The sequence below is a fragment of the Metabacillus crassostreae genome (assembly GCF_016908395.1).
Lineage (GTDB): Bacteria > Bacillota > Bacilli > Bacillales > Bacillaceae > Metabacillus > Metabacillus crassostreae.
In genome coordinates, this window is the sequence record NZ_JAFBDU010000016.1 from 21,596 (window position 1) to 43,366 (window position 21,771).

At 34.1% G+C, this 21,771-nt stretch carries 19 protein-coding genes and 1 pseudogene; 18 read left to right on the forward strand and 2 right to left on the reverse strand.

Annotated elements, in window-relative coordinates:
* Positions 1 to 247: 247 nt before the first annotated feature.
* Entirely contained in the window at positions 248 to 1,315 is a 1,068-nt protein-coding gene (locus JOC75_RS23200) for an AI-2E family transporter (protein WP_204956291.1), read from the forward strand.
* 47 nt (positions 1,316 to 1,362) lie between these two features.
* On the opposite strand, the gene JOC75_RS23205 is transcribed toward JOC75_RS23200, so the two are convergent.
* The gene (locus JOC75_RS23205; protein WP_204956292.1) at positions 1,363 to 1,944 is read right to left on the reverse strand and encodes an LOG family protein; all 582 of its coding nucleotides are present in this window, start codon (positions 1,942 to 1,944) and stop codon (positions 1,363 to 1,365) included.
* Between the two features lie 296 nt (positions 1,945 to 2,240).
* Between JOC75_RS23205 and JOC75_RS23210 the strand changes: the two genes are divergently transcribed.
* From JOC75_RS23210 to JOC75_RS23245, 8 genes are all read left to right on the forward strand, one after another.
* Complete coding sequence (locus JOC75_RS23210; protein ID WP_204956293.1) at positions 2,241 to 2,996, forward strand: hypothetical protein; 756 nt, start codon at positions 2,241 to 2,243, stop codon at positions 2,994 to 2,996.
* A gap of 273 nt (positions 2,997 to 3,269) precedes the next feature.
* On the forward strand, positions 3,270 to 4,352 hold the full coding sequence (locus tag JOC75_RS23215) for a D-alanine--D-alanine ligase (protein WP_204956294.1): 1,083 nt from the start codon (positions 3,270 to 3,272) through the stop codon (positions 4,350 to 4,352).
* Between the two features lie 136 nt (positions 4,353 to 4,488).
* Entirely contained in the window at positions 4,489 to 5,850 is a 1,362-nt protein-coding gene (locus JOC75_RS23220; protein ID WP_204956295.1) for a UDP-N-acetylmuramoyl-tripeptide--D-alanyl-D-alanine ligase, read from the forward strand.
* 332 nt (positions 5,851 to 6,182) lie between these two features.
* The gene (locus tag JOC75_RS23225) at positions 6,183 to 6,920 is read left to right on the forward strand and encodes an alpha/beta hydrolase (RefSeq protein WP_204956296.1); all 738 of its coding nucleotides are present in this window, start codon (positions 6,183 to 6,185) and stop codon (positions 6,918 to 6,920) included.
* A gap of 551 nt (positions 6,921 to 7,471) precedes the next feature.
* The gene (cshA, locus tag JOC75_RS23230; protein ID WP_275580353.1) at positions 7,472 to 8,983 is read left to right on the forward strand and encodes a degradosome RNA helicase CshA; all 1,512 of its coding nucleotides are present in this window, start codon (positions 7,472 to 7,474) and stop codon (positions 8,981 to 8,983) included.
* A 160-nt stretch (positions 8,984 to 9,143) separates the two neighbouring features.
* Entirely contained in the window at positions 9,144 to 10,112 is a 969-nt protein-coding gene (gene uvsE, locus JOC75_RS23235) for a UV DNA damage repair endonuclease UvsE (protein WP_204956298.1), read from the forward strand.
* A gap of 206 nt (positions 10,113 to 10,318) precedes the next feature.
* Positions 10,319 to 10,798, forward strand: coding sequence for a PH domain-containing protein (locus JOC75_RS23240; RefSeq protein WP_204956299.1), 480 nt, complete (start codon positions 10,319 to 10,321; stop codon positions 10,796 to 10,798).
* Positions 10,788 to 12,242, forward strand: a complete 1,455-nt coding sequence (locus JOC75_RS23245) for a PH domain-containing protein (RefSeq protein ID WP_204956300.1) — start codon at positions 10,788 to 10,790, stop codon at positions 12,240 to 12,242. The genes JOC75_RS23240 and JOC75_RS23245 overlap by 11 nt, the downstream gene beginning before the upstream one ends.
* Before the next feature lie 194 nt (positions 12,243 to 12,436).
* Here JOC75_RS23245 and JOC75_RS23250 read toward each other — a convergent pair.
* A pseudogene (locus JOC75_RS23250) lies at positions 12,437 to 13,018 on the reverse strand (rhomboid family intramembrane serine protease); the annotation flags it as partial.
* Between the two features lie 490 nt (positions 13,019 to 13,508).
* On the opposite strand from JOC75_RS23250, the gene acpS reads away from it, so the two are divergent.
* From acpS to JOC75_RS23295, 9 genes are all read left to right on the forward strand, one after another.
* Positions 13,509 to 13,871 carry a holo-ACP synthase gene (gene acpS, locus JOC75_RS23255; RefSeq protein WP_204956302.1) on the forward strand — a complete coding sequence of 121 codons (363 nt, stop codon included), beginning with the start codon at positions 13,509 to 13,511 and terminating at the stop codon, positions 13,869 to 13,871.
* Between the two features lie 933 nt (positions 13,872 to 14,804).
* The gene (locus JOC75_RS23260) at positions 14,805 to 15,824 is read left to right on the forward strand and encodes a LolA family protein (protein WP_146950749.1); all 1,020 of its coding nucleotides are present in this window, start codon (positions 14,805 to 14,807) and stop codon (positions 15,822 to 15,824) included.
* A 546-nt stretch (positions 15,825 to 16,370) separates the two neighbouring features.
* Entirely contained in the window at positions 16,371 to 17,519 is a 1,149-nt protein-coding gene (gene alr / locus JOC75_RS23265) for an alanine racemase (RefSeq protein ID WP_420828050.1), read from the forward strand.
* Positions 17,520 to 18,250: 731 nt separating this feature from the next.
* Positions 18,251 to 18,532 carry a CopG family ribbon-helix-helix protein gene (locus JOC75_RS23270; RefSeq protein WP_026562079.1) on the forward strand — a complete coding sequence of 94 codons (282 nt, stop codon included), beginning with the start codon at positions 18,251 to 18,253 and terminating at the stop codon, positions 18,530 to 18,532.
* Positions 18,533 to 18,536: 4 nt separating this feature from the next.
* Positions 18,537 to 18,887, forward strand: a complete 351-nt coding sequence (gene ndoA / locus JOC75_RS23275) for a type II toxin-antitoxin system endoribonuclease NdoA (protein ID WP_026562078.1) — start codon at positions 18,537 to 18,539, stop codon at positions 18,885 to 18,887.
* Positions 18,888 to 19,104: 217 nt separating this feature from the next.
* Positions 19,105 to 19,935 carry an STAS domain-containing protein gene (locus tag JOC75_RS23280; RefSeq protein WP_204956304.1) on the forward strand — a complete coding sequence of 277 codons (831 nt, stop codon included), beginning with the start codon at positions 19,105 to 19,107 and terminating at the stop codon, positions 19,933 to 19,935.
* Positions 19,936 to 20,301 (forward strand): STAS domain-containing protein, encoded by a 366-nt coding sequence (locus JOC75_RS23285; protein WP_146950737.1) that lies wholly within the window; start codon positions 19,936 to 19,938, stop codon positions 20,299 to 20,301.
* A gap of 2 nt (positions 20,302 to 20,303) precedes the next feature.
* Positions 20,304 to 20,705: an anti-sigma regulatory factor gene (locus JOC75_RS23290; RefSeq protein ID WP_146950738.1), complete on the forward strand. Its 402-nt coding sequence runs from the start codon at positions 20,304 to 20,306 to the stop codon at positions 20,703 to 20,705.
* A 10-nt stretch (positions 20,706 to 20,715) separates the two neighbouring features.
* A complete protein-coding gene (locus tag JOC75_RS23295) occupies positions 20,716 to 21,723 on the forward strand; it encodes a PP2C family protein-serine/threonine phosphatase (RefSeq protein WP_204956305.1) in 1,008 nt (335 codons plus the stop codon).
* Positions 21,724 to 21,771: the final 48 nt, after the last annotated feature.

The following is a 21,771-nucleotide window of genomic DNA, read 5'->3' on the forward strand; positions in this document are numbered from 1 at the left end:
ATTTCTATATTCCAAAAAGGGTCGTGATTTCTCAAAAAACATTTGTGCTTAAGTGAGTGTTTTAGATGAGGAGGTTTTAGAAAGTAGTGGCACTTTTTTTTGATAACCAGAAAGAAATACTAGCAACTCGTCAAATTTAGACAAATTATTTCCCGTAAAATAATTGGTGATTCATTTTTAGATAAATGGTTCAAGCAATGCTAAGAAGGGAATGGATTGGTATATACAAAATGAAAGGAGAACATAAATGTGGATTAAGCATTCCTTTTTTAAATATGTAACAGCTACTATCTTAATATTAATTGTACTGCTTTTATTAGGTAGACTAGATTATTTAGTACAGCCGGTAATGACATTAATTGAGACTTTATTTTTACCTATTCTAATTGCAGGGTTTTTGTATTACCTTATCCGGCCAATCGTCGTATTTGTTTCAAAAGCTCGATATATTAATCGAACAGTAAGTATTTTCTTAGTATTTGGTTTAATTATCGGGGGGATAAGTGGTCTCGTTTATTCAATGGGTGATGTTGTTCAGAGTCAATTTAATGAATTAAAAAGTGAGGTACCAAGCAAATTTGAAGAATCTGTTGGGAAAACAGAGGCCTTTATTAATGAAAATAACCTCCCTTTTTCCATAACGAAAAATGTAAGAGAAACAGCATTTTCCTATATTGCTGATTTAGGCGAAAACCTCAGTGATCATATTTTCGGAATTATATCAGCTATTGCAAATTTTGCAACAGTGTTAATAATCGTTCCATTTATTTTGTTTTATTTATTAAAAGATGATAACCGTTTTTCGCCATATTTATTGAAATTCATCCCTGAAGATCATGAAAAGGAAGGTAAAAGGATATTGTCGGATATACATACGACGTTATCTACCTATATTGTCGGTCAAATGATTGTAGCAAGTGTAAATGGTGTACTTATGTATATTGGATATCTAATCATAGGTCTTGATTATGCTCTAGTCTTAGCTTTATTTGTTGTCATTACAGCAATTGTACCCATTTTGGGACCATTGTTAGGAGTATTGCCTGCCCTGTTTGTTGGGTTAATGTATGATCCATTCATGCTTGTCAAAATTGGTGTGGTTTTACTCATTGTTCAACAATTAGAAGGTAATTTAGTTTCGCCGCTTGTTATAGGAAATCGATTGAAGTTACATCCACTAACTGTCATTCTACTATTACTTGCAGCAGGTAGCATGTATGGATTCATTGGGATCTTAATCGTTATACCTGTTTACTCTGTATTAAAAGTCACAATTAATAACGCTATTCGTTTCTACAAGCTACGTTATAGCTAAATAAGGAAGCGCCCTGATCTCACAATAAAGATCAAGGCGCTTTTTCATTATGTTTGTTGACGTGTAATCCATTTAGTTAGCGGAGGAGGATCATATGTAAAGAATTTTTCAATAAGTGGTTTCGGATCTTCCTTAACAATAATCATTGACTGATATTCAGGCTTAAGAAATTGCTCTTGGACCATATGGTCGAAAAAGGTAAGCAGCTTATCATAATAATGGTTGCTATTGAGGATACCAATTGGCTTTCGATGTTCTCCGAGCTGTGCCCATGTATAGACTTCGAAAAATTCCTCCATAGTGCCAGGTCCTCCTGGTAAAACAACAAATCCATCTGAGAGCTCTTCCATTTTAGCCTTACGTTCATGCATTGTATTGACTACAATTAACTCTGAAATACCTGTATGTGCTATTTCTCGTTCCATTAACATCTTAGGAATAACGCCAATTACCTCTCCACCAGCTTGGAGTGCTGCATTTGCCACTACACCCATTATTCCTACTTTTGAACCACCATAAACAAGAGTTAAACCTTCCTTTGCTAGCTGTGTTCCAAGCTGTTTTGCTGATTCGGAATATAATGGAGATGCTCCAGTGCTTGATCCACAAAAAACACTAATTCGCTTCATCGAAATTCACGTCCCTTTTGGTCTCGATAGAATTTTTTTGTTAGTAACTACAATTAAGTGTAGTATGTTTTCCTAAATTAAAAAAGACTATATTTGTTAAATTTGTTCCTTAAGTGGGAATGTTTCTATTTACAAGCTTTTTATTGTGATAAAAGGTTAATGCATAAAGCTATTAAATTACTATATGCTTACTAAGGTTCTAAATAGTAAATGGGAAGTAAAATTTTTAAATTACATAATTTTCATGAATAAGAGAGAAAATGGAAACATATCAATGTAATTTAGGAGAGATAATGATGAATTTTGATTTCCGCTTGTTAGTGATGAAAGACGGTATAAAGCTTTTAAGTCCTAATGATAAAGAAGTGGCAATTACTTTTTATGAGAAGTACATACAGAAACCAAAAGGAAGATTCTTAGAAATAGCGATAAATCCACAGGAACCATTATTTCATAATAGCGATGATAAAATAGATAAATTAACACTTACAAATGAGGAGCTTAATACAAGCAGAAACCATGTTTTAGTAGAAAAGCAAGAATCAGGATCGATCTATAAAGCAACAACAACTAACCAATTTAGCCTACCTTATCTATATGATGTCATAATGATTCCATTTGGTGGGATATTGTCGGTAGGTGACAGAAAGACTGCCATAGGCGTATTAAAATCAATTTGTGATTCTTTAAAAACTGGTGGAGAAATCATTATTGATCTTTTTAGTCAAAATGAACTTTATCTTAATAAGCAGGAAGAAAACATTGAGAGTGAAGATAAAAATATTACAATATTCGATTCACGTGTCTTAGATGTTGATTTTTTTCAGCAAAAAGTAAACTACTTACTTTCACTTGAAAATTGGCAGGAAGGTAAATTAGTTAATAAAGAACGAAAGCTCCAGCCATTTATTTGGTTTGGTATGAAGGAATTTAAATTAGTTCTTGAAAGAGTGGGATTTAGTGAGGTTGAGGTCATTGGTGATTATCTTCGTACAAATGAAAAAAGTTATTCAGAAAGTAAGGTTTTCACATTTGTAGCCAAAAAAGCATAAAGATTATGTTAAAGCTTCCTGTTTTTAATAGTAAGATACCCACAGGTGCACTAAGTCGGAAAGTGAATCGTTGTAACGGTCATCAACTACAAAGGTGTACAGAGCCTATAAAAAATATAATGAAGCCCCCCTCAAACATCATTTCTTGATTCGAATATCTTTAGATCTAGAAAGAGATGGAAAATTTAATGAGAAATAGCTTAATCATTAATAACAATTTTGTCTTAAAGTGATAAAATAGGAATGATGAAAGTACTTGAGGAGGAAACCTACATGAAAATGAAATTAGGTCTAATATATGGTGGGAAGTCTGCAGAGCATAATGTGTCCCTGCAAACAGCCCTTGCGGTTATAAATGCGTTAGATATGAGTAAATTTGACATACATCCAATATATATTAAAGAAAATGGTGAATGGGTTAGAGGTCAATCATTACAAGAACCTGTAAAGGAAGTAAGTACATTAAAGCTTGATAACAATGGTGAGGTTATTTCGCCAGTTTCTTTGAATACAGAGTTATTTCCTACAAAGGTAGATAGTCCTGGCAAAATCGATGTGATTTTTCCTTTACTTCATGGACCAAATGGTGAGGATGGAACTGTTCAAGGTTTGCTAGAGTTAATGAATATCCCTTATGTGGGGAACGGAGTCCTTGCTTCTGCCGCTGGAATGGATAAAGTAGTAATGAAAAACCTTTTTGCTCAGGCTGGTCTTGCTCAGGCTAAGTATGTTCATTATATAAAAAAGGATTATGATAAAAGACCTTTAGAAGTTGTTGAGGAAGTTGAAAATACACTTGGTTATCCTTGCTTTGTTAAGCCGGCAAATTTAGGTTCTAGTGTTGGGATAAATAAGTGTGATGATCGTAAAGGTCTAGAAGCTGCAATCATAGAAGCATTTGAGTATGATCGTAAAATTATTATTGAAGAAGGTATTGTAGGAAGAGAAATTGAAATTGCTGTAATTGGAAATGATGATCCAATCTGTTCTGTTGTTGGAGAAATAGCTCCTAAGAAGGCATTTTATGATTATAAAGCAAAGTACGAAGATGGTGACACAGAATTAATTATTCCTGGCAATATTACAGAAGCTGAATATAAAATGATTGAAGAAATGGCAATAGCATCATTTAAAGCAATTGATGGTTCAGGCTTAGTGCGTGCTGACTTTTTCTTAACAAAAGATGGTGAAGCATTGATTAATGAAGTAAATACAATGCCAGGTTTTACACCATTTAGTATGTTCCCATTAATGTGGAAGCATACAGGCTTAGAATATGCTAAATTAATTGAGAAGCTTGTTGAGCTTGCTTTAGAGCGATTCGAGCAAAAGCAGAGCATTAAGCATACTGTTTAATGAGATGAACGGGTATGAAATTATCTGAGAGATATAAGATTTAAGATTGGTTTAGATTAGTATGGGGAGCTGAATGTGTTCTAGTCAGTTCCCTTTTTTAGTCATGTTAAATGATAAACAGAAAGGGGAGTTATATGTGATTGTAAAAACATTGTCTTCTGTAGAAAAAATGGTGAGTGGTTTTGGCTTAAAAGAAGAGCATCTAAACATTACGATTGAAGGTGTCACAACGGATTCTCGTCAGGTTGAACAAGGGAATTTATTTTTCCCATTAGTTGGTGATGTTTTCAATGGTCATGAATTTGTTGATAAAGCAATAAATAATGGTGCAGCAGCAATTATTTGGGGTAAATCAGAAGAAAATCCTCCTGAAAATATACCGGTTATCTTCGTAGAGGATACACTTCTTGCGCTTCAAGCCCTTGCTAATAATTATATTGATTTATTAAATGTTAAAGTAGTGGGTATTACAGGAAGTAATGGGAAAACGACAACTAAGGATATGGTTTCAGCTGTATTAGAAACAACGTTTAAAGTACATAAAACAAAGGGTAATTTTAATAATCATATTGGATTACCTTTAACGATTCTAAGTATGAGTGAAGATACAGAAATCGCTATTTTAGAAATGGGTATGAGTGGAAGAGGAGAGATTGAGCTTCTTTCAAAGCTTGCCAAACCAGATGTGGCGATTATTACAAATATTGGAGAAGCCCATTTGCTTGATTTAGGATCTAGAGATGCTATAGCAGAAGCAAAGCTAGAAATTGCAACAGGTCTTAAAGACAAGGGTGTATTAATTTATCATGGTGATGAACCACTGTTACAGGAAAAAGTAAAATCTGTGATGAAGGAAAAAGTGACATTTGGTGAAACAAAGCAAAATGATTATTTTGCAACAAATATTATCCAAGAATTAACAGGAACATCTTTTAAAATAAAAGATGAAGATTATTTTATCCCTGTTTTAGGCAAGCATAATGTTAGCAATGCATTAGCTGCATATGCAGTAGCGAAAGCATTTGATGTAAAAGAGGTGTCTATAAAAGAAGGATTTAAATCTATTAAGGTAACTGGTATGCGTTTGGAATTAATCGAGTCCAAAAAGGGTTTTTCAATTATTAATGATGCTTATAATGCTAGTCCAACTTCAACAAAGGCGGCTATTTCTTTGTTAGAGGATTTAAAAGGCTTTGATAAGAAATTTGTTGTGCTAGGAGATATGCTGGAGCTAGGAGAAGATGAAAAGGAATTTCATCGTCAAGTAGGTCGTTCCATAAGCAAGGATAAGATCTCCCATATCGTAACTTATGGTGAACTAGGTAAAGAAATTGCAATAGGAGCTAAAGAAACACATTCTGCGGATGCTGTACATCATTTTGATGATAAGCAAAAATTAATACAGTACCTAGATCGTTTAATGAACAAGAATGATGTTGTCCTTATAAAAGCATCCAGAGGAATGGAATTAGAAGAAGTTGTGGAAGCATTGATTTAACCTGAAAATTTATCTAGGTGTGGTTTGCTCCTTATAGAGATATCTTTTATCTAGGCTGTTTTCGCAAGCTTTGTTGCTTCTAAATACTTGAGAAATCAGCACAGTAGTAAACCTAATGGCATCTCTTCTTCATATATATGCGAAAATCACTGTTACTACTGTATATTTTAGTTACATAGCAACAATCATTCAAAAAAAGAGCCTTTAAACCCCAAAATGATTTCAACAAACACCAAAAATAAGGAGCTAATTGTTTAGTGATTTTTCTAAATAAATCTTTAGAAATTAATTTGTAATTTGTGGAATTGTTTTCATAAAAAGGAGGGGAAAGTATGAAGGGATGTCTATTCATACATGGTTTTACTGGTGCGCCATATGAAGTTGAGCCATTAGCAAACTACTTTAAGGAAACAACAAATTGGGTAATTAAAGTTCCTACACTTCCGGGACATGGAGTAACACTTGCTCTAAAAGGGCATACATATAATGACTGGGTTTCACATGCTGAAAAAGAGCTTCTTGAATTAATGGAGCAGGTAGATGAAGTATATGTCATTGGTTTTTCAATGGGTGGAATAATTGCTTCTTATTTAGCTGCTAAATACAATGTGAGTAAGTTGATTTTGCTTAGTGCAGCAGCTTACTATGTGAATCCAAAGCAGCTCATGCTAGATTTTAAAGATATGGTAAAGGATTTTTTAAAAGGATCTATTTATGAAAATGAATTGTTTAATCGTTACAAAAAAAAGATCATGCAGACTCCTCTACGTTCAACATTAGAATTTCAGAAGTTAGTTAAAGCAATTAAGCCATATTTAGAGAAAATAACGTTGCCAGTTTTGATTGTCCAAGGTGAGTGTGATGGTATTGTACCGGTAAAAAGTGCACACTATCTATATAATACAATTCCATCTGAGATGAAGGAACTATGCTTACTTCCATGTTCTAAACATCTTGTCTGTCATGGTGATGATTATGAACATTTAAAGAAACTAGTAGAGGATTTCTTACATGAACATAATCATGACGTAAAACATGTGAATCCAAGTCAACAAATAAATATTCATTAAAAGTAAGAGCTTACATGCTTATTGTGAGTAGTTTTTATCATTATTGCAGCAGGATTAAATCTTACAATAAGTTGAAATTACGAAATGGTAGTGGTATGATTACATTTAAAGTGTTTGCGGGCTTTAAATAAGGTAAACTGCTGCCCTTGGTTGTTGAAGGGTATTTTTTGTGTGAGGGAAATGGAGACGAAGAAACGCTAAATATGTAGCATATGCATTATATTAAATGATTTTGCCATGTGTTTAGTAGTACTTCGTTCGCTATGCTAACGTGTATAAGGGTTTCGGCGATACTCAGTTTTTCCTTCATTTAGATGTTGGCGTCTTTAAGCCATAGCCGTATTGTAAACAATAAATCAGAACGGTTTTCTACATCTACTGTTTTTCATGATGACACAACAGTTGATAACTTACTTTGAGCTTTTAAAGGCTACATGCCTATAGCTTATAAGGATTGGATATAAACATCGTTTCATTATGAACACGATATAAAATTACCTATAAGGTCTGTAAATATTTACAGCAAACGATATAGAAGGAGTATGAAAACATTGACATTAACGTTTCAAGAATTAGGTTTAAGTTCGTCATTAATGGAATCAATAAGTAAAATGGGGTTTGAAGAGCCATCACCAATACAGGCTCAAACAATTCCACTTGGTCTACAAAACAAGGATGTAATTGGACAAGCGCAAACTGGTACAGGTAAAACAGCTGCATTTGGTATTCCACTTATTGAGAAAATCGACGTAAACAGTAACAGTATTCAAGCTGTAGTGGTAGCACCAACACGTGAGCTTGCAATCCAAGTATCTGAAGAATTGTACAAAATTGGTTACCATAAGCGTTCTCGCGTGCTTCCAATTTACGGTGGTCAAGACATTAACCGTCAAATGCGTTCTTTAAAGAAAAATCCACATATTATTGTTGGAACTCCTGGACGTTTATTAGACCATATTAATCGTAAAACTGTGAAATTAAACGCAGTTCATACTATGGTTTTAGATGAAGCAGATGAAATGTTAAACATGGGCTTTATTGAGGATATCGAATCAATCCTTTCTAACGTTCCAAGTGATCGTCAAACATTACTTTTCTCTGCAACAATGCCAGATCCAATTCGCCGAATTGCTGAGAAATTCATGAGAGATCCTGAGTTAGTAAAAGTGAAAGCAAAAGAAATGACAGTTCCAAATATCACTCAATACTACCTAGAAACACATGAAAGAAAGAAATTTGACGTATTAACAAGATTGCTTGATATTCAATCTCCAGAGCTTGCGATTGTTTTTGGTCGTACAAAACGTCGTGTTGATGAATTATCTGAAGCATTAACTTTAAGAGGTTATACAGCTGAAGGAATTCATGGTGATTTAACTCAAGCAAAACGTATGTCAACTTTACGTAAGTTCAAAGAAGGCACAATCGAAGTATTAGTTGCTACAGATGTTGCTGCGCGTGGACTTGATATTTCTGGTGTAACTCATGTTTATAACTTTGATGTACCTCAAGATCCAGAAAGCTATGTTCACCGTATTGGTCGTACAGGGCGTGCTGGTAAAACAGGTATGGCAATGACTTTTGTTACGCCAAGAGAAATTGACATTATTAAAAACATTGAGCGTACAACAAATAGCAAAATGGAACGCATGAAGCCACCAACTGTTGATGAAGCTATTGAAAGTCAGCAACAAATGACAGTTGAAAAGATCCGTTCTATTGTTGAAAGTGATAACCTTGCTTTCTACAAGCGTACTGCTGAAGAACTGTTAGAAGAGTTTGATGCACAAGTTGTTGTTGCAGCAGCTATTAAATATATGACAAAAGAGCCGAACGCTGTAGAAATTAAACTTACAGAAGAAGCGCCTATGTATAGAGGGAAAAGTAAAGGTCGTTCTTCATCTTCATCTAATAACAGAAGAAGAGGCGATAACCGTAGTAGTGGTGGCGGTAGTGGCAGTGGTAGTGGACAAAAAAATCGTTCATACGGCAACCGTGACAGAGCTAAAAGCGGTAGTGGTGGACAAAGTAGCAGCAAACGTCGCTACTCTAATCCAAAATAAATAAAAACAGATCGAATCCATTTATGGGTTCGATTTTTTTATTTGAGGTTATTGCGAAAACAGCCTTTATGTAAAAAGACCCTAACATTCGGATTACATAGTTAATTGAAATCACTATAGTTGGTGAAACTAAGAATAGATTCTAATTGAGGTGATTTTAATGACAATTGTACGTTTAGGGTATGTTGCGATGAGTATGAATCTCCAAAACTGTTCTCCTTCGCAAACAATGACATTTGCTCAGTTTAGTAAAATAAAAAATCGGGAAGCAGCAATAGCTAAGTTAGAGAAAATAGCGAGATCAAATTTAGAAAATTGCTTAAGATTATTAAAACATAATGAAGCAAACGATATTCGTTTTTTTCGCTTTAGCTCAAAACTCATTCCTCTAGCTAATCATGAAGAACTCAAGGATTGGGATTATATGAGTGAGTTGGGTGAACCATTAAAGAATATTGCAGAATTTTTAGCTATTCATCCTATGAGAGTAGGTTTTCATCCAGATCATTTTGTTGTGTTGAATTCTCAACAACCAGATATTTTTAAAATGTCATTAAAAACATTACGAATGCATGAACATCTTTTAAAGGGAATGGAAGTTAATTCTGAGCACCGCTGTGTATTACATATTGGAGGAGCGTATGATAATAAAGAAAAGGCTCTAGAGCAGTTTATCCATAATTGGGGACTAATACCGGTATCCATTCAGAAAATGCTTATGCTAGAAAATGATGATACAACCTTCCATGTTAATGATGCACTATATTTATGTGAAAAATTAGGTGTGCCGCAAATCTTTGATTATCATCATCACCTAGCATATTATGAAGACTTGAGTTGGGAGCATCAGTGGGAAAGGGTTTTAAACACATGGAAGGAATCCTCCCTACCTGTAAAAATGCATATTTCGAGTCCTAAAAATGAAAAGGAATTTCGAGCACATTCAGACTATATTGATGTTAGCATGTTTATGGAATTTTTAAATACAGTTAAAGATGACAATACAAAGCAAATTGATTGCATGATAGAAGCAAAACAAAAGGATAATGCCTTGTTTCAATTGGTGAAGGATTTAAAGAAGTACCCAGAGATTGAATGGATTGATAAAGCTTCTTTTAAAATTAAATAGGATTTGCAATGGGTAATAAACGCTCATCTCTTTTTTTATTCTTGTAGCTATTTGATCAAGGTGATAGTAGCCAAATGTTAATAACATTGAGGAAGTTTTTAAAACTAATAATATAATTATGAAAATAATTCCAGTATGCTATAATCAAATGGGATTATTTTCTTTGATGTTTTTATTGTTATTTTAGTTATTAAGGGGGGAGCATGTTGAGAGAATTACCAAAAAATCAGATTAGCTTGCAGGCGCTGAAGGTTTGGAGATTAAGTGCCATTATTGTTGCAACTATTTCCTTAGTTATTCTTATAGCTGGTGGAATTGGGGTGTATTTCCTAGAATTATCCTACTGGATTACAATCATATCAGCTTTATTATGGTGTATTTACTCACTTGTGACTATTGTTATTATTCCAAAGCTTAGGCACAGGATGTGGAGATATGAGGTCTTTGAGCATGAAATAGATTTACAGTACGGACTTTTCGTTATTAAAAGAGTGCTAATACCAATGGTAAGGGTTCAACATGTTGATACACATCAGGGGCCTTTGCTACGTAAACATAAATTAGCATCAATTGAAATTTCCACAGCTGCTACTACACATGAAATTCCAGCATTAGATTTAGAAGAAGCTGACATTCTTAGAGACTATATCTCGAAGCTTGCTAGGGTGACTGATGATGATGTTTAAGCCAAAGCGAATTCACCCTGTAGGAATGATCCTATCTTTTGCGAAGATGATTAAATCTTATATTATTCCTGCTATTATTTTCATTTTTGTTGGGGTGGAGGAAACTTTTAATATCTACTTTACTATTGGAGCAATTTGTTTAGTTGTCATCATTGTGATTATTAGTATATTAGAATGGTTAAAATTCACCTATTGGATTGAAGATGGAGAATTTAGAATTGAACATGGTGTTTTTGTAAAGAAAAAACGGTATATTCCGATTGAAAGAATTCAAACAATCAATACTAGTGCAGGAATTGTTCAACAAATTTTTCGTTTAGTAAAAGTTCAAATTGAAACAGCTGGTGGTGGCTTAGAGGCAGAAGCGGTTTTAACAGCAATTAGTAAAAATGAAGCAGATGCAATCGAACAGGCACTCTCTGCTCATAAAAACCAGCTACCTGAAGAGTCTATAGTAGAAAGTGATGTAGTAGAAAAGTCAGAGCATCCTACATATCATATAAAACCTAAAGAATTATTTGTGGCTGCGTCTACATCAAGCGGTATCGGAGTAATTATTTCTGCTGTTGCTGCATTTTTAAGTCAGTTTGAAGAATTTATTCCATTTGAACAGCTGTTAAATCGTTTTGAGTTTCTTACAAACGCAAGCTTTACACTATACGTTATATTGGTGTTTCTTGCTTTTTTCATTGCCTGGATATTAAGCATTATCGGTGTTTTGCTTAAATATGCCTTTTTTACTGTACATAAAGTGGAAGATGATATTAAAATTTCTAGAGGGATTTTTGAAAAAAGACAGATTTCTATACCGATTGCACGTATACAGGCAATAAGGGTAGTCCAAAATCCTTTAAGACAGTTATTAGGCTACTCAACTGTTTATATCGAAAGTGCAGGTGGAACTGCGGGAGATGATGGTAGTACCTCTACAATCCTATTTCCTGTTATCTCTAAGAAAGAAGTAATAGAACTTCTCTCTATATACCTTCCTAGTTTTAAGGTGAAAGAAGAAGTGCATTCCTTACCTAAACGCTCGATGCAAAGATATATTATTAGAAAATGTCTCTTATCTTTAGTGGTTATCATACCTTTAAGCTCAATCTTTTTCCCTTGGGGACTACTTTCAGTTTTTTTACTTCTTGTAGGGATCTATTGGGGATATAAAGCATTTAATGACACAGGATGGAGCTTGATAGATAATCAGCTACAATTAACATATCGATTTGTTTCGAAGTCAACAATCTTAGTACGGAAAAATAGAATTCAATCTATCAGTCATACAAAAAACTTTTTTCAGGATAAAAAATTTCTTAGATCCTTTAGAGTATCAATAAAATCGGGCATAGTAGGAAAGAGCTTTTCAATAAAAGATATGGATGCTGATGATGTTGAAAAGTTGTTATCGTGGTATTCCTATTCCCCGGAAAATAAAACCAGACACTGATGGTTAAGTGTCTGGTTTTATTTCTATTACTATTTTTGTATAGGTCATTAAAAGAGTCGAGATAAAATCCCGATTAAGATAATGATAAAGAAGATTAACCAAAATCCTTCTTTATATGTCCATTTTCCTTTTCTCCAATGGAGTTTTGGTCTACTAGTCGGGGTATAATGGGTTTCATGGACAAAGTGGTTGCTTTTTTTAATAAATAATGGTGCTAAAATAAACCCTCCGATAAAGCCAAATATATGGGCAATAACATTTATATTGGAATTTATGAAGGTCATAATTAAGCCGATAACCAAAATGCTAACAATAATTTGTGAATTAGCTTTATCGATTGTACCTTTTCTAAAGTAAACCATGAATAAATATGTACCAAATAAACCGAAAATTGCTCCAGATGCTCCGATATGAACATATTGCAAAGGTTCAAAGATAAATGTCGCGATATTAGCGAAAATCCCTGCGCCTACATACAAAAGGATAAATTTAAATTTCCCTAGAAATCGTTCTAATGCTGGAGCAAATAGAATGAGGGAAATGGTATTAAAGAATACATGACCAAAGCTAATATGAACGAATATTGGTGATACTAATCTCCAATACTCTCCATAGGCAATTCCAGCGTTATAGCCCTCTAATAAGCTTAAAGAAATTCTTATAGAAGGAAGAGGAATCTGAAATAACAACCAAAATAAGAGGTGTATTCCTACTATGACTGATACAACTGGATATAATCGAAGAAAGGATTGAAAACTTTCTGTTCTAGTGAACATCATCATTGCTCCTTTGCTTTATTTATGGCTCTTTTCTGAAAGATTGTTGCTAATAGAAGTCATTATCTGTTATAACCAATGTGTTATCTCATAAAGGATGCGATTTGTAGAAGAAAAGATGCCACTAGCCTCTATACAGATTTGTTTTCCTATGATTCTAAAAACAACAAAGTTTACGAAAACAGCCTTATTTATATTGGTTCTTTTAGCATAATTTGTTGCTTGTAATTAAATTTTAGGTAGTAAAGAAATCGTTCGTTTCGCTCCACTATATTCGATTTAATGTTTGATTGGGAAAACTGTAATCTGTGAGAAAAGAGCGTCTTTACTTGAGTTAGTAAGAAGCAATATAGTAACGATAGCTGATATTTCTATTTGAAAAAGCGTGAATAGACCCTTTGAATGGAAAACTCACTTTATACTAACATGAATATGTACAAGTTGTATAAAATAGTACTATAAAAGGCTCATTGGAAGGTGTTGTTACATAATGATTATGGGGATTGGATTAGATATTATTGAACTAGATCGGATACGAAGAATCGTGGATCGACAGCCTGGTTTTATAAAGAGAATATTAACATTAAATGAAATAGAAAAATTTGCGTCTCTTTCAAAGGAAAGAAAGGTTGAATTTTTAGCAGGCCGATTTGCAGTAAAAGAAGCTTATTCTAAGGCATTGGGAACAGGGATCGGTGAAGAAGTTAGTTTTCAAGACGTTGAAGTGATGAATGATGATAAGGGAAAGCCTGTTATAAAGATATTAACTGAAAAAGAGGTGGACTTCTCTATTCATGTTTCAATTACACATACTCGTCAATGTGCTGCTGCACAAGTGATATTAGAGAAATAGAATATTAAGGAAGGCTACTCATGTTGAAGGATTATAACTGAGAGGCTTTCCTTTTTTCTTTATAAGTCATACTTTGAAAAGTTTTATAAGTAATTAATTGATCTGAGGTACCTAGTTAAAAATTCAGGATGTTCCCACACTATATTTAAAATAAATTTTAGTTAATAACGTAATCGTTCCATTTTTGTTCCGATTTATTAAAAGTTACAATCTCTGAGACAACAAGAAGGGATATAATTATAGATTTTATTCATAGAGACAAATAAATCTAAATTATCCAATTTCAATTTACATATTAATCAGTTAATGCTGGGAAAATAAGTTTCGTTCCATTGCGCTGCAGACACTTGCTTTCCACGGGGAGGAAGCTGAGCCTCCTCGCCGCAAGCGCCTGCGGGGTCTCAGCCTTTCCTCAATTCCCGTAGGAGTCAAGTGTCTTCCGCTCCATTTCACTTGTGCTTATCAATTTATACAAAATCAAAAATCTATTGAAGACAGTTATTTAAGACCAAAAATTTTATACGAAAGATTGAATGATACCCTAATAATCGGGTTTAATATTAGCTTAAATACTTATGGCAGCCTCTTTTGAAATCTTTTTTTCATTCATATTATTGATACTTTTTACTTTGATAACTTTGTGTTTTTAAAGTTACCAATAATTCCCCCATTCTATCATTACAATTTTCAATAAAGTCTTTGTAGAAAATAAGGATCTGTAATGTTATTAGTAAATTTTATAGCTAGCCTGCATATTTGGAAAGTTTGTCTCATATATTTGGTAATGCGATAGGGAAGACAAGTTGTTTTAGCAATTCATCTTTTCATTTTGGCTTTTTTAATAATTTAATAGATAAGATGTAGCTAAAAGAGATGAGTCTAGCAATACGATCTTCCAATTTAACGTTATATGAAGCAAAGGGGTTGAAAAGGTTGAAAAAAAGGCTTGTATTATTTTTAGTAGGGCTTTTAGCAGTAGTAGCTTTAGTTGGGTGCGGTGAGAAATCACAAGCTGATGTTGTTCAAGCGTTAGAAAAGAAGGTTGAAGAAATGTCCGGGTATAAAGCGAAAGGGAAAATGACGCTTCAAACCGGAAATGATCCACAGGAATATGAAATTGAAATTTGGCATAAGGGTCCAACGTATTATCGTGTGAACCTTAAAAATTCTCAAAAAGAACAAAGCCAAATGATTTTACGCAATGATGAAGGTGTTTTTGTTTTAACTCCAGCACTAAATAAAAGCTTCCGTTTCCAAAGTGATTGGCCGCAAAACAGTAGCCAAGCTTATCTTTATGAGTCTTTAGTAAAAGACATCTTAAAGGATGCAGATGCGAAGTTTAGTTCAGCTGAAGATAAATATGTTTTTGAAACAAAAACAAATTATCAAAACAACAAAATGCTTCCGATCCAAGAAATTACGTTTAACAAAAAGGATTTAACTCCTACTATGGTAAAGGTGATGGATACAGATCGTAATCCACTTGTTGTTGTTGAGTTTACGAGCTTTGAATTCAATGCTTCATTTGATGATAATTCATTTGATGTAGAGAAAAACATGTCTAGTGCTCAAATTGAAGTACCAACTATGGCAACTGGTGATCGTGAGCCTTTCGCCGTTAAATATCCATTGGAACAGCCAAATGGAGCAAAATTAGTAAAAGAAACTGAGATTGACACTGAAAATGGTAAACGAGTGATTTTAACATTTGAAGGAGAAAAGTCATTTACTTTAATCCAGGAAAGTGCTGAAATTGCGACACCAGCTTCAGCTTCAACTTCAACATATGTGAATGGATCACCAGCTGATTTAGGATTTACTATTGGTGCAATGTCTGATACATCTCTAACATGGACACATGATGGAGTAGATTATATGTTAGCATCTGAAGATTTAACAACAGATGAATTAATAATGGTTGCTAAGTCAGTACAAGGTCAAACAGCTAAATAATTAAAATTTAGGCTGTAAGTATTTAAGTTAATGATAAATCCGAATTATTAGGTGATATTTCAATTAACCATTCGCCTAATAGTTCGGTTTTTTTATTTGCCGTCTTCAATAGATTTTGATCTTGTTTGCATCTAATTTTAAGAACTAGTGGAATGGAGCGGAAGACACTTGACTCCTACGGGAATAGAGGAAAGGCTAAGACCCCGCAAGCGTAGCGAGGAGGCTTAGCTTCCTCCCCGTGGAAAGCAAGTGTCTGCAGCGCAATGGAACGAACTTGTTTCTTTCAACTTAATTGAATTTAGGTTTATTCGTCTTTTTGTATGACTACTTTAATTATGTCCCATCCACTTTTTTTATGGAGCTGTTTTCGTAAACTGTGCTGTTGATTTCAATAGTAATGGATTAGTTCCCTTACTATTAAAAGTGAAAGGTCTTCCTCCTATTTATTAAATCTTCAATTATTTTCTTAGTCACCATTTGACAATTATATAGTATAGTCGAGATAATTATTTTTATAGAAGTAGGATGAGGAAGTGTATTAAGATGTTGTCTGATTTTTATCGAGATACTTGGGTAGAAGTGAATTTGGATGCAATAACAGATAATGTTTTATCTATGAAAAAGCATATCGGTGAGCAGATTGATATTATTGCTGTTGTAAAGGCAAATGGCTATGGACATGGAGCAGTACAAGTGGCAAAAACTGCATTGGATGCAGGTGCTTCAATGTTAGCTGTTGCTTTTTTAGATGAAGCAATAGCACTTAGAAAAGCGGGAATTAACGCCCCGATATTAGTGATGGGTGCAACGCGTCCGAGTGATGTTGAAGTGGCGATTCAATTTAACATCACGTTAACTGTTTTTTCAATTGATTGGCTTATGGAAGCCGATCAATTTATTTCGTCTGATAAGGTACATTTCCACATTAAGGTTGATACGGGGATGGGTCGTTTAGGTGTTAGAGAAAAAGATGAACTAATAAGGATATATTCTTACCAAGAAAACTCAGCACATTTTGAAATTGATGGGATCTTCACACATTTTGCAACAGCAGATGAAATTGATTCGCTTTATTTTGTTGAACAATATGAAAAATTTGAAGAGCTGTTAACAGCTATCCCACATCAACAATTATTAGTTCATTGTGCTAATAGTGCAGCTGCTCTTAAATATGAACGGAAGCTATATAATGCGATTCGATTGGGCATTTCTATGTATGGTCTAACTCCTTCGATTGAGATGAAGAAGGAATTACCATTTGAGTTAAAAGAAGCTTTTTCATTACAATCAAAGCTTGTTCATGTTAAAAGGATTCGTAAAGGTGAAAAAGTAAGCTATGGTGCAACATATGAAGCAAAGGAAGATGAATGGATTGGCACACTTCCTATAGGGTATGCTGATGGTTGGATTAGACGTCTAAAGGATTTTGAAGTATTGGTGGGGGATACACGTGCTCCATTAGTAGGAAGAATTTGTATGGATCAATGTATGGTAAAGCTTCCAGCTCACCTTCCTGTCGGTACCAAGGTTACATTGATTGGAGAACAAAATGGACATGTTATTTCAATAGATGATGTAGCCAAACGTCTTGATACGATCAATTATGAAGTTCCATGTATGATAACATTACGAGTTCCTCGTATTTTTTTGAAAAATATGCGTATAATTGAAAGGGTTAACTCAATTTTACCCTAAATTGTTTACGTGTATGGTTCCGGGACATAACTTTAGTGTTTAGCAAAATTTCCAATCAAAGGAATAGCTTGGCGGAGTCAGGAACACCGTAACAGCTATACCCTTTGTGCAGTTTCTATTTTGTTAAAATACTTTTGTCCCAGTTAAGTTGTTGTGACACCTTTCTTCTTTAGAATTGTACCTTTTTATTACCGTAATTACGTTCTTTTAGTACTGTTTTTTCAGAAGAGCATCCGAAGCTCGGGAACCAAACATTGTTAATATGAGAAATAAAATCATATTGATGAATAATTACCCTTTACATGACGATAATATTGAAGGGTAATGAATTAAACGTGCAAATTTTTCGAAACATTTAGGAATTTGAAATTATACGATTATCTTTAAGAAAGGCTCTTCTCTGAAAGTTTGTTGTTAATGGACCTAATTGCATGTTTAGAACAATCTTTTTATTGTATATAAGTACTATTCTAAGAAGAAAAGATGCCCCTAGACGATATATAGTGCGTTTCAATTAAGTTTCTAAAAGCAACAAGGTTTTCGAAAACAGCCTTAAGAAAATGTTATGAGATGAATTCAAAGACTAAATGACATGATCAAGGCATTTTTGGTAAATAATTTGGCGTAGAATACTGTGTTTATTAGGAAAAGACTTTGCTTATTGTGCTGTAGATGTTATTATTAAATTTGGAATGAATAATAGGTGGTAAGTTTGGTGGAGGTGTGTGTTTGTGTCTGAATCCAGCGCGACAACAGAAATCTTAATTCAGTTACCTCAAGCATTAGTATCAGAATTAGATGGACTAGTAAAACAGGAGAACGGAAACAGAAACGAGCTTATTTATCAAGCAACTAAAATGTACATTCGTGAGCGCAAAAAGCGCCAAATTCGCGAATCTATGAGACGTGGTTACATGGAGATGGCGAAAATTAATCTTAACATTGCATCCGAAGCATTTTTGGCAGAATCTGAGGCTGACCATACCGTTGAACGCTTAGTAAGCGGGGGTTAAGCATTTGATTGTTAAACGAGGCGACGTGTATTTTGCTGATTTATCCCCAGTTGTAGGTTCGGAGCAAGGTGGCGTACGTCCTGTATTAATTATCCAAAATGATATCGGAAACCGCTTTAGTCCTACAGTTATTATAGCGGCAATTACGGCCCAAATTCAAAAAGCAAAATTGCCAACTCATGTTGAGATCGATGCAAAGCGTTACGGGTTTGAGAGGGATTCGGTTATCCTGCTCGAACAGATACGAACGATTGATAAGCAAAGGTTAACTGATAAAATCACTCATCTAGATGATGAGATGATGGATAAAGTGGATGAAGCCTTGCAAATAAGTTTAGGACTTATTGATTTTTAACTAATAACTTTAACTTAAATAACATAAAAAACAAAAAGGTTGCTCAAAAAGCAACTTTTTTTATTAGAAATTGAAAGATTATGATCAATATGATAATTGAATGCAACATTACATATTTCTTGTAAAATCATGTACTTGTTGTATTCTTTTTTTTGTTCCATATTATAGGTATAATATTAGAATAGTGTTTGAATATGCTAAGGAGGAATAAAGCGAGATGAACCAACCGTCAAATCCATTTTTGAAGTTTATTCAAAATAATAGAGAAGAATTACTAACTGAATGGACAGATAAAATGAAGGCTCTTGATGATCCAAAAGTGTCTTCTGTACTATCAGACCAAGTTTATACAAATACTTGTAATGAGTATATGAATATATTACTACTTTCTTTTAGAGGTGAAGATCAAGAGATTACTAGTAAAATATCAGACTTTTCTCAAAGGATCGTTCAACAAGGCTGGTCTTTACGCTACATTTCAACAAGTTTATCTGAATTTAATAAGTTGTTGTTTTCTAAAATGACTGTAGATGAATCAGAAGAGAATAAAATGAAATTAGTATGGTCTTTTGATAAATGGATTTCCCCAATTAATAGTGAGGTGCTTTATCAATATGCATCTTCATGGGAGAGAACAGTTTCTCTACAAAAGATTGCTTTACAAGAGCTTTCCGCACCATTAATTCCTGTGTTTGAAAATATAACCGTCATGCCTTTAGTAGGGACAATTGATACAGAGCGTGCTAAACGTATTATGGAAAATCTCCTTCAAGGTGTTGTGAAGCACCGTGCAGAGGTTGTCTTAATTGATATAACGGGTGTTCCTGTAGTAGATACAATGGTGGCGCATCATATTATTCAGGCATCAGAAGCTGTCAGACTTGTTGGAGCAAAATGTCTGCTAGTTGGAATTAGACCAGAAATTGCCCAAACGATTGTAAATCTTGGAATAGACTTAAGTCAGATAATTACTAAAAATAGTCTTCAAAAGGGTATTGAATCAGCTTTAGAAATGACAAATCGTCAAATTGTCTCATTGGAGGAATAGATTATGAATCCTAGAATACCAATATTAAAATTACATAATTGTTTATTGATTTCAATTCAATGGGAGCTAGATGATCAGACAGCACTTCAGTTTCAAGAAGATCTTTTGCATAAAATCCATGAAACTGGAGCAAATGGTGTTGTGATAGATTTAACCTCTGTGGATGTTATTGACTCGTTTATTGCAAAAGTACTTGGTGATGTTATTAGTATGTCAAGGCTGATGGGAGCAAAAGTTGTGTTAACGGGAATACAACCAGCTGTAGCCATAACACTCATAGAATTAGGCATTCAGCTTGAGGATGTCAAAACAGCCCTTGATTTAGAAAAAGGCCTTGAAACATTACAACAGGAGTTGGGGGAGTAAGCATGGAAAACCAATCCTGTGTTAAAATTGTCACCGAATGGGACATAGTTGCAGCACGACAACTTGGTCGGAATGTTGCGAAGGAGCTTGGATTCGGTACAGTTGATCAAGCTAGAATCACAACTGCGATTTCCGAATTAGCCCGAAATATATACTTATATGCAGGACAAGGTGAGATGCGAATTGAACGCATAAATGACCTTGGTAAAAAGGGTTTGAAAATAGTAGCCATAGATAATGGGCCTGGAATTTCTGATATCCGAAAAGTGATGGAAGATGGATTTTCAACTTCTGGAGGGTTAGGTGCTGGATTACCGGGTGTTAAACGTTTAATGGATGGATTTGATATTACTTCCACTGTTGGTGAAGGAACAAATATCCAAGCGGTGAAATGGCTTCGATAGGAGGACATAAATGGAATTTCGCGATTTTCTAGAGACAAAATATCGAGAGCTATTAAGAAACTATTTAAATGAACAAACAGAAACAGCCTTATATCAAGGGCAAAAATTTAGTAGAAAAACAATCGAACATCAAATACCGCCTGAAGAAATTATTAGTGCACATAGAAAGGTCTTGCAAGAACTCTTTCCTGATATTCAAACAGAGGTTCTCTCTTCATTAGATTTCCTGCTTGAGGTCATGATGGGATATGGTCTAGCTTACCAGGAGCATCAAAGTCTACGCGATCAACAATTAGAAATTCGATCTGAGATTGAAATCGCTGCAAATGTTCAAAAAACATTATTAGAAACAACGGTTCCTGACATTGATTCATTGGATATTGGTGCTATTAGTGTACCATCGAAGCAAATGAATGGTGATTATCATCATTTTGTTCATGATGAAAAGGGAGTAAGTATTGCCGTTGCTGATGTTATTGGTAAAGGGATACCTGCAGCGTTATGTATGTCTATGATTAAGTATGCTATGGATAGTTTCCCTGAATCTCGTAAAAATCCTAATCAAATATTGGAAAATTTAAATCGAGTTGTTGAGCGTAATGTTGATCCAAGCATGTTTATTACCATGTTTTATGGAATGTATAATGTGGTTGACCACATTTTCACATATGCTTCAGCAGGTCATGAGCCAGGTTTTTATTATCACTCAGAAACAGATCATTTTGAAGATTTAATTACAAAAGGACTTGTTCTTGGTGTTGATCATAATGTTCAATACAGACAATATCAACAAAAGGTTGAGGTTGGAGATATGGTTGTACTCTTATCTGATGGTGTAACAGAGTCTCGAACTGAAGATGGATTTATCGAAAGATCAGCCATTACAGATCTCATAATGATGAATAAACATCTTTCCTCACAGGAAATCGTTGAGAAAATCTATCGCCATTTCGAAAAAATGCAGGATCTCCAGTTAAGGGATGATTTTACATTAATAATTATTAAACGTTTGGTTTAGTTATTATGATAACGGGGTATGTATTAACATAAATGATCCTTAGAGGTG